The organism is Mesorhizobium kowhaii, assembly GCF_042431665.1.
Lineage (GTDB): Bacteria > Pseudomonadota > Alphaproteobacteria > Rhizobiales > Rhizobiaceae > Mesorhizobium > Mesorhizobium kowhaii.
This window is the reverse complement of record NZ_JBHLYT010000087.1, coordinates 1-9205: the sequence shown is the minus strand read 5'-3', so window position 1 is coordinate 9205 and position 9205 is coordinate 1. Positions and strand designations below refer to the sequence as shown.

The window sequence follows — 9205 nt, the reverse complement described above, 5'->3', positions numbered from 1 at the left end:
ATATCCCAGAACCCGGCCTGTCCCCGCATCCAATCCCTCCTTCCAAATCGCAACGGCAGTGAATCACAAACCGGTCAAAATGGGGAGGTTTTTCGAGACCTCCATCTGGGTAGTCCGATTGAAAGCAACCCATCGACCGGGTGCAGCAGCCCTGCGCATCCACGCTCCAGACGCCGGCCTTGGCCCAGCGGGTGAAGCGGGCATGGACGCTCTTCCACTTGCCGTAGCGCTCCAAAAGGTGCTGCCAGAATGCTCCGGATCGCAGGACCCATAAAACTCCGTTCACAAACAGGCGGTTGTCGGCGCCGCTACGGCCCGGATCACCAACCTTGCCCGGCAGAAGCGGGGCGATCCGGACCCACTGCGCCTCGTTCAGTTCATAGCGCTTTACACCCATCAAACCCGCTCCGAATCAGTAAATCCGGAACGCATTGATTCAGCACATCTCAGTTTTGGAAATCCTGAATGTGGATTGGTCCTAGCGCGCGCCTTGCAGGATGCGGCTGATCATGCCCAGGCCATGCGAGCGCTGCTAGCGGGATCGCCTGCACATGCCGGGCATTGCCGCCGATGACGCTCGAGCGCAGGTCCAGGCCGAGAGCCTTGCAGAACGACCGGATCAGGATCGTCTGGTCGGGATCCCACGCTTGCGGCCGGCGTGCCGCAGAGCGGGCCTAGCGGATCGTCCTCGATGATGCCTACCTCGGGGTAGCGCTGGAGGATGCCGGCCAGCGCTTCAGCCCGATCATTCGACATGGAAAGGCCGAGCGGCAGGTGCGCGCGCGGCTGGCAGACGAAGGCCATGGGCCGCTTCGCCAGAGCGTTCGCCAAGGAAGCGAGCGCCGGGCCCTCGGCATCCCATGCCACGGCTCGATAGTGCCCGGATCCGGGACGGGTCGGTGCAAAGGCTCGTCGCGTTTGCCGCCACCCGGGCACAGGGCCCGGGCGTCACGATGTATTGCGATCTGCGTTACAAACGTATATATACGCTCGCAGCACAGGAGAGAGCGCCATGGCCGCGACAGGCCCCAGGAAGGAAACGCCCGTCTCGATGCGGTTTCGCGATGACGATCTGACCATTATCGACCGCGGCGCGGAACTGCTAGGCCTGTCTCGCACCGAGTTCATGCGCCGCGCCGCACTGCACGAAGCGCAGGCGGCAATCCTCAACGCGACCGTCATTCGCCTGTCGCCGGACGCCTACAATGCATTCATGCAGGCGATCGCCGCCCCAGCAAGCCCTCCGCCGCCTAAGGCGGCGGAGCGGCTCCGCCGGTTTGCCCCTTGGGAAAGCTAGGTGGCGCTTTCAGGCATAGAACTGCTGGACGACACGCATCGTCTCGACGCATTCGATTGCGGCAAGCCCGCCCTCAACGCATGGCTGCTCGGCTTTGCGCGGACCAACCAGGCTCGCGGGTTTACCCGAGTCCTGGTTGTTCACAATGACAGAACCGTGGTCGGTTATTATGGGCTCGCACCCAGCGTGATCCAGCCGAACAGTGCGCCGCGCTCGATCCGCACGGGGCGCCCACCGGATCCGATCCCTTGCCTTTTGATCGGACAACTCGCGGTCGATCAAAACTACGTGGGGCGTGGCGTCGGCAGCGGACTGGTAAAGGACGCGCTGCGGCGCTGCATCGCCGGCGCCGACATCGTCGGTGGCCGCGCGGTCGTGGTCAGGGCAATTGACACCGAGGCCGAGCGCTATTGGCACAGTTGGGGCTTCATCGCCGCACGGGATAATCCTTCCGTCCTCATGCGCTCGATTCAGGATGTGCGCCTCTGGTTGGCAGACACTGCGCACTAGCTACGTGCAGAAACAGCTCGGGCACACCAGCGCTGAGATGACCCGAAAATATCAACTGCGCCGCGACCGCTTCCGGGTCAACCTCACCAAGGCGTCGGCGTTATAGAAAAAGCCCCTCCCCTGCCCGGCAACGATCCGGAGGGGAGGCGATCAGGTCGGCTTGGACGATGACAACGCCTATCAAGCACAGCGATCGCAGCATCCAGACTGTCGGCGGCCGACGCTTCATAGTCGGGCATGATCATCAACTGTGCGATGGCACGACTAACGAATTCCGGATTGAACTTTTCCAACCGTTCCCTGGTGCGCGCGACTTGTTGCGGAAACGCGCGCAAGGCATCGACGACTTCGCCGAGTTGCGACCGGGCTGCGGCTGCGATGTCGAAGATGTCACGAGGCCTGGCTTGGGAGCCGCGATAATAGACCTTCTTGACAATGATTTCGGGAATGGTCTCGAGCCGAACCGTCCTCCCTTCGACATCATATGTCTTGAAGGGCGTCTTGGTCAGGACTCCGGCTATGATGAAGTCGATTTCGCCGATGCCTTCGAAGGCGAACTTCATCACCCTGACAGTCCGATGGCGTCGGCGCAAAGCGCAGGCGGCTTCTGGACGGGTCGATGAAGCCAAGCAGTGCGGGTCATCGAGGAAAACATCGATGTCATGGCTTTCACGATGGCCGATCTTGATCATCATAGCCGTCCCACCGCCAAACGACCATTCGAAGTCTGACCGCCGCATTCTCCCGAAGCTGGTTAATCAGATCGACGGCGATGCTAAAAGGCCGCCGCCATTCGGAAGGGCGCCGGCTATCGTGTTCGGCCATCACGCAGCGAGCGGATAGCTCTCGCCGGACCAGGCGGAGAACGCAGCGGCGAAGGCCTTCAGGTCGGGGACCGGGATGTGGTGCACGACAGCGAGCTCGACCTGCAGTGCGAGGGGAACCTCGCCAAGAAAGGCGCTGATATGACCAGGATGCTGTTTGGCCAACTCGAGATCCGCCAGGCAATAAGCCAGACCTGCATAGTCCAGCTGTACGCTGTAGGGCGCGTTCACGGTCGTCAGGACGGACGCCAAATGCTTGCTCATAATGGCTTAAGCTAGTTGTTTCGGGACCATCGCATAAGCTACCAACCTCTCCAGCACCTGATGGGATCAAGAATTTATTCCTTTAGCTATCGACAATGACCTCTGATTGATCTCGCCGATGTCCTTGCGCTCCTCGATCAGCCCGACGATGAAGGCTTCATGCGCATCGAGGCTGGAGGCGCGGCGGCGGCCCTGCCCGCGGCGCGCCGGCGGTGCAAGGCGCTTCGGTGATCGTCGCAACGCCGGCCGAATCATAGCTGCGATGTTCGAGATGCTTCAAGGCGTTGACCAATCGCTCCGATACCGGCAGTTGACAAACGATGCCAACAATCCCGCACATGTTGGCCTCCGAATTGTCCCCAGCAGTCCCAACCGACGCAGTAATAGAGAGGGGCGGGGCATGACCGCCTTGGGATCGATATATTAGAGCCTTGGACGATTGATATAATTGATTATAGCAATAATTATCATTCATCTTTTGGATAGCTGACAGGCCTTTGAGGGCCCTGATCTCCATCTCCTGAGGCTCCACGCACTGATCGACCGCAAGCTCGCCGCGCGACGCGAAGATCAACCTGTCGAGCGCGAATGGCTGTTGCTACGCAAATGCAATGCCGCAGGAGTCCTACAAGCCTCGGCAGCGGCAGCCCCTGTCCAGGCCTGCCCCCAGTGTGGTTCCGACACCTCCAGTGTCGTCCCTTCTCCATCCGGTGATATTGACCGAACAGCCGCAGCGTGTCGCGATGGATGAGCTTGAGGGGGCCACGCCCCTCCCTTCGACCGGACCTGACAAGCGCTCCTACCGGCCATCATAGTTGTCGCTCAACCGGACACCCTAATTGTCGCCGCGCAATGGCAGCGTGCGCGCGAGTTGAGGTGAATATGCTAGATGCATCCATCACGTGGATGCGACCTCATTCGAACAATCGATTTGTTCAATGGGCCAGCTTCTCGATAGCTAAGCCTCAGTCATCGAATCATGGGGGTCTGGAGGGCAACGCAAGCCTAACGAATGCGGGGGACCGCACTAGGAGGATCGATGCGCAGAGAAATCGAAATCGGGTTGCTCGCATCCCGCGCTAGTTTCGACTTCCGCGACTTCTGCTGTCGCCCCGATCTCAGAGCCCACGGTGGCGTGTGCAATGGATTGTCCTCCCTTGAAAGGAGAAGAAATGCGAACGCTGCTCGTGGATCATCATGCGGATCTTACGCACACAGTGCCAGTTGCGCTCGCGGAAAACGGCTTTGCCGTTGATGTCGTTGGTAGCCTGGACCAAGCGTCGAGTGCATTTTCTTGCGCGAGCTATGAAATTCTCCTGCTGGAGTTGGCTCTACCAGATGGCGATGGCTTAGATTGGCTGAGGCAGCTTAGGAGCGAGGGACACTCAGTTCCTGCCCTCGTTATGAGTAACCTCGACGATCTCGATAAGCGAATTGCGATTTTCAATGGTGGCGCGGACGATTTTCTGCTCAAGCCATTCTCTACCGACGAGCTTATCGCCAGAATGAGAGCCGTTCTGCGCCGGTCGACACAGAAGACCGACCCCATCATAGTATTTGGCAATCTCCACTTCGATCCAATCGGCCGAGAGGTTTCGGTTGCCGATCAACCGCTGAGGATGGCACGCCGCGAACTATGTATTCTAGAGCATCTGCTTAACCGTGCGGGCCGCATCGTGCCACGTGCGCAGTTGGAAGATCACGTTTATTCGTTCAACGACGAAATATCTGGCAACGCGCTTGAAGTCGGAATCTATCGCTTACGGGGACATCTGTGCAGGTCAGGTGCAACGCCACGAATCACGACCGTGCGCGGCATTGGCTACATTCTTGAATTGACCGACGGTCTATCCGCATAGTTGGTCGAATTTGAAAGAAAAGACTGCCTTGAAAATCGTTCCAACTCGTCATCCTGACACCAATCGGCGGCCGACGCTCATCGTCGGTTCGAGACCTGCCGTCTCTCCTTACTTGGGCCATCTCCTCTGCGCGCTCGTTCTGCTATCTCCACTTTCTGCGGCTGCCCAGAACAAGCCGGATGCGGGGGCGCCCCGTGCCGCTTCCAACAGCATCAACACCACGCTGAACCTCTCCTCTTCGCTCGGCAAGACAGTTCATTTGCCGGCGCCAGCCGCGACCATCTTTGTTGCCGACCCGACGATCGCCGATTATCAGGCACCCTCGAGTAGCACCATCTTCGTCTTTGGCAAGAAATCCGGGCGAACCAGCCTGTTCGCCCTGGACAAAAACGGCGAGGCACTCGCCGAGTTACGGATTGTCGTCAGCCAACCGATCGGGGATCTGCGCGCTATGTTGAGGGACCAGGTCGGCGATTATCCGATCCGCGTCAACTATACGCCGCGCGGCGCAATCCTAAGCGGTACAGCGCCCGACGCGGAGGCCGCCGACACTGCCAAAAGGGTTACTGAGCAATTTCTCGGTGACGGTGCGCAGGTCGTCAATAACATCAAGGTCGCCGGATCCTTGCAGGTTAATCTCAGTGTGCGCGTAGCAGAGGTCTCCCGTAGCGCCATGAAGGCACTCGGCATTAACCTGTCCGCCTTCGGTCAAATCGGCAACTTCAGAGTGGGTTTGTTAAGCGGCAAAGGTGGTGGCTCTGGGGCGGCGAATGGTGGCGGTACAGCAGAAATCGGATTCGACAATGGTGCTGTCAACGTCGGCGCGGTTCTCGACGCGCTCGCCAAGGAGAACATCGCTTCGGTGTTGGCCGAGCCGAACCTTACCGCTATGTCCGGTGAAACCGCCAGCTTCCTTGCCGGCGGCGAATTTCCCATTCCTGTCCAGCAGGAAAATAGGCAAGTCTCGGTAGAATTCCGTCACTTCGGCGTCAGCCTGGAATTCGTGCCAACCGTTCTCAACAACAACCTAATCAATATTCACGTAAAGCCGGAAGTCAGTGAACTTTCGGCACAAGGTGCCGTTGAGATCAACGGTATCTCGGTGCCAGCAGTTTCCACGCGCCGAGCCGACACGGTCGTCGAACTCGCCAGTGGGCAGAGCTTCGCAATTGGTGGTCTCATCAGGCGTAACGTCAACAATGATATCAGTGCTTTTCCATGGCTCGGCGAAATGCCGATCCTTGGCGCGCTGTTCCGCTCGTCCTCGTTTCGAAAGGAAGAGTCGGAACTGGTTATTCTTGTTACGCCCTACATCGTAAGGCCAGGCTCCAACCCCCACCAGATGAGCGCACCCACGGACCCGCCGGCGCCGACTTTGGACGCGGGAGGCACTCCGACGAATTCGTTGGCAAGTCCGCCGCCAGGCCGCGCGACTGCCCGCACCGGCGCGCCAGGCGCCAAGGGCGGTCCTGGCTTCATCATAGAATAGCTGTCGGCCAATGACGTTGCGGAACATAGTTCTCCAGATCGCTCTGACGGCAAGCGTAAGTGGCTGCACAAGCACTACGCCGATCGATGTCGAGCCATCGGCACCAATCCTTATCCGACAGGAGACCACCGTCCTGACCATAGAGAGCCTTCGCGCTTCCGGACGGCAGCGCTTGCGTGTCTTCCTTGAGAGGGCCAGTCGCGGTCGGCGCGATGCCCTCCACCTGCTTATCAGCGGGTCGTCCCAGCTCAGCGCAGAGGCAGTCCATCAGGCCAGGCAGATGGGCCTCGACGCTTACAGCATCCATTTGCTCGACCAACACGACGGTGGCGCAGTGCGAATAGAGGCGATTGTCTATCATGCCCGCCCCCCTGTCTGTCCGTCGTATTCCGGCGCTTTACTCACTGACAAGTCCTTCCACCAGCCGCTTGGCTGTTCGACGCGCCATAACCTGGCGGTAATGGTCAACGATCCGCGCGATTTGCTCGACAACAAGGCTATCGAGCCAAGCGATGGCGATCGTGCGGCTATACCAGTTGCCACATACAGGACATTCGCGACGGGTAAAGGTGGCTGACATAAGGTCTTTTCGTCTAAGCCCGGTAGACCCTCCGGCGCCAGCACATACCGTCGCGTATTGTTTATCGGTTGCATTATGGAGCGGCACGTTGCGCCGGACGCGGCTGAACGCGGGCCCGCACTTGATCATAGAGCCGAATCTCACCGGGCATTGCGAGAGAGACCGCGAGGCCAAATGGCACCAACTCGTCGACCGGCGCGGCCGGATCGGCATCTCTGTGAATTTTCAGCTGCAAGCTCATGCCTTCGGCGACGACCGCGGCCTGCGCGCCGCTCCACACCCGGGTGAAGACGGTTCCGCGATTTGTCTGGTTCCCGTCCGGTTGCCAGGCATCGGCGGATACGCCAAGCCCGGCAACTTCGGCGGGATCAAGGATCCTCATTTTCACCGCTCGATATGATTTCTGGCCAGGGATGACCGGCGTAAACCATGCGAGCGTCGCAGACACCAAATGATCCCGGGCCTGCCCGCCTAGCTGTGAGCTTTCAGGAGGTTGTCCATTCGGACCGGACCGGGGAGACTGGAGTTACCAAGCTTCAGCACTCACCGGAGGGTCCGAATGAACATCCACAAGAATGCCCGTCTCACGCCGCTGCGTCGAGAGGAAATGGCGCTGTCGGTCGTTGAAGGCCGCCTCTCCAAAGCCGATGCGGCGCGGACGTATGGTGTGTCGGCGAAGATCGTGACGCGCTGGGTCGAGCGCTACACGGCCGAGGGACGGGCCGGCATGGCCGACCGCTCGTCGCGGCCCCATGTCATGCCGGGCATGACCGGACAGGCGGTGGCCGGGCGCATCGTGGCATTGCGCCGCCAGCGGCTGACCGGCCAGCACATCGCCCTGGAGGTTGGTGTGTCGTGCGCCACCGTCAGCCGGGTACTGAAGCGAGCCGGGCTGTCGCGGCTGAAGGACATTGAGCCTGCCGAACCGATCCGGCGCTACGAGCGCGAGCACCCCGGCGAGATGATCCACATCGACATCAAGAAGCTCGGCCGCTTCAGCCAGGTCGGGCACCGCATTACCGGCGATCCACAAAAGGGCAAGTCGCGCGGCGCGGGATGGGAGTTCGTTCATGTCTGCATCGACGACGCCTCTCGCATCGCCTTCTCGCAAATCCTCCCCGACGAGAAGAAGGAAAGCGCCGTCGCCTTCCTCAAGGCGGCGGTGGCCTACTACGCCGGCCTCGGCGTCGTCATTGCCCGCGTCATGACCGACAACGGCTCCTGCTACAGGTCGAAAACCTTCGCCAGGGCTTGCCACGAGCTCGGCCTTAAGCATGTCAGCTTGAACGACGGCTGGAAGAAGTTCACGAACAGCCGTACCGTCGAATAGAGCTGCGCGAGCGCTGCGGCGGCTTCAAGTCCCTCCAGCCGGCGATAGCCGACAATGCGGCGAACAACGGCGCCGTTCTTCTGCTCGACAAATGCCTGGTCATTCTTGCGGTAAGGCCGGCAGCGGGTGAACTCGATGCTACCGTCCCGGCAGTAATCGCGCACAGTCTCATTCAGGAACACGCTGTCATTGTCCGTATCGAACCCGAGAAGTTTGAATGGCAGGAGCCGCCGCACTCGCTCAGCAGCTTCTGCTCGCGGACAAGCAGGGGAGCGCATTCCGTCCAACCGCTCGCAATGTCGGTGAGACAAAGCGTTTGAATAAAAGCTGCCGCTCGTCACCGGTCCACTGTGCGCCACCAGGTCAGCCTCGACAAATCCGGGCGGAGGGGTCCTGCCAGTCGGAGAAAGTACGAATCGGAATGCTCCGTCGTAGCGCCGTGGATACCGCGCTGCGGCGCCGTGCCCGTCCTCCGGCGGTCTCTCGAGCCCCGCGAAGAACACGGTCGATTGTCGCCGCGCTCATCGTCAGAAGCCGACTGCGCGCTGTCCGACCGCTTGACGATCTCCATCGTGAACGTTCCGAGCTTTTGCAGGGCGCCGCGCAGTTTCGGCCCCGCATAGCCGCCATCGGCAAAGACATGGCGCAGCCACGGCCAGCGCTTGAGGATGGATTTCAGGACGGCCGGGGCGCCGTCGCGGTCCTGAATGTCGGCGGCGTGAACGACGACGCCGACCAGCAGGCCCAGCGTGTCGACGACGATGTGCCGCTTGCGGCCCATGATCTTCTTGCCGGCGTCGAAGCCACGAACGCCGCCGCTTTCGGTGGTTTTCACGCTCTGGCTGTCGATGACGCCGGCGGACGGGCTCGCCTCCCGGCCTTCCCGTTCGCGCGCCGCCATGACGAGTTCGTTGTTGATGGCGCGCAGCAATCCTTCGTCGCGCCAGTGCCAGAAGTATTTCTGCACCGTCGAGAACGGGGGGAAGTCCTTGGGCAGAAGCCGCCATGCTCCGCCCGACGAAGCCATGTAAAGCAGCGCGTTCACAACCTCG

Annotated in this window: 9 protein-coding genes and 3 pseudogenes; 6 read left to right on the top strand and 6 right to left on the bottom strand. The window is 60.6% G+C overall.

Annotated elements, in window-relative coordinates; genetic code table 11:
- Window positions 1–397 (bottom strand): transposase (locus ACFFNA_RS34695; protein ID WP_378924385.1); only part of this gene is annotated, 397 nt, incomplete at its 3' end.
- 615 nt (window positions 398–1012) lie between these two features.
- Here ACFFNA_RS34695 and ACFFNA_RS34690 point away from each other — a divergent pair.
- Complete coding sequence (locus ACFFNA_RS34690) at window positions 1013–1297, top strand: type II toxin-antitoxin system TacA family antitoxin (protein WP_095090048.1); 285 nt, start codon at window positions 1013–1015, stop codon at window positions 1295–1297.
- Window positions 1298–1807: a GNAT family N-acetyltransferase gene (locus ACFFNA_RS34685; RefSeq protein WP_378924384.1), complete on the top strand. Its 510-nt coding sequence runs from the start codon at window positions 1298–1300 to the stop codon at window positions 1805–1807.
- 83 nt (window positions 1808–1890) lie between these two features.
- Here the strand turns inward: ACFFNA_RS34685 and ACFFNA_RS34680 are convergent, their stop codons facing one another.
- Both ACFFNA_RS34680 and ACFFNA_RS34675 read right to left on the bottom strand, forming a co-directional pair.
- Window positions 1891–2547 (bottom strand): nucleotidyl transferase AbiEii/AbiGii toxin family protein, encoded by a 657-nt coding sequence (locus ACFFNA_RS34680; protein ID WP_378924383.1) that lies wholly within the window; start codon window positions 2545–2547, stop codon window positions 1891–1893.
- A gap of 84 nt (window positions 2548–2631) precedes the next feature.
- Window positions 2632–2895, bottom strand: coding sequence for a hypothetical protein (locus ACFFNA_RS34675; RefSeq protein ID WP_095090044.1), 264 nt, complete (start codon window positions 2893–2895; stop codon window positions 2632–2634).
- Between the two features lie 1172 nt (window positions 2896–4067).
- Here ACFFNA_RS34675 and ACFFNA_RS34670 point away from each other — a divergent pair.
- From ACFFNA_RS34670 to ACFFNA_RS34660, 3 genes are read left to right on the top strand one after another with little or no spacing between them, the layout of a single operon-like run.
- Window positions 4068–4754: a response regulator gene (locus tag ACFFNA_RS34670; RefSeq protein ID WP_095090041.1), complete on the top strand. Its 687-nt coding sequence runs from the start codon at window positions 4068–4070 to the stop codon at window positions 4752–4754.
- Window positions 4755–4782: 28 nt separating this feature from the next.
- Entirely contained in the window at window positions 4783–6243 is a 1461-nt protein-coding gene (locus tag ACFFNA_RS34665; protein WP_378924382.1) for a type II and III secretion system protein family protein, read from the top strand.
- Between the two features lie 10 nt (window positions 6244–6253).
- The gene (locus ACFFNA_RS34660; protein ID WP_095090039.1) at window positions 6254–6820 is read left to right on the top strand and encodes a CpaD family pilus assembly lipoprotein; all 567 of its coding nucleotides are present in this window, start codon (window positions 6254–6256) and stop codon (window positions 6818–6820) included.
- Between the two features lie 76 nt (window positions 6821–6896).
- Here the strand turns inward: ACFFNA_RS34660 and ACFFNA_RS34655 are convergent, their stop codons facing one another.
- Window positions 6897–7271 carry a hypothetical protein gene (locus tag ACFFNA_RS34655; protein WP_378924381.1) on the bottom strand — a complete coding sequence of 125 codons (375 nt, stop codon included), beginning with the start codon at window positions 7269–7271 and terminating at the stop codon, window positions 6897–6899.
- A gap of 111 nt (window positions 7272–7382) precedes the next feature.
- On the opposite strand from ACFFNA_RS34655, the pseudogene ACFFNA_RS34650 reads away from it, so the two are divergent.
- Window positions 7383–8102, top strand: a pseudogene (locus ACFFNA_RS34650) (DDE-type integrase/transposase/recombinase); the annotation flags it as partial.
- Here the strand turns inward: ACFFNA_RS34650 and ACFFNA_RS34645 are convergent.
- Both ACFFNA_RS34645 and ACFFNA_RS34640 read right to left on the bottom strand, forming a co-directional pair.
- Window positions 8102–8696 (bottom strand): annotated as a pseudogene (locus tag ACFFNA_RS34645) (transposase); the annotation flags it as partial. The pseudogenes ACFFNA_RS34650 and ACFFNA_RS34645 sit on opposite strands and share 1 nt — an antisense overlap.
- Window positions 8692–9205: pseudogene (locus ACFFNA_RS34640) on the bottom strand (IS5 family transposase); the annotation flags it as partial. The pseudogenes ACFFNA_RS34640 and ACFFNA_RS34645, both read right to left, overlap by 5 nt.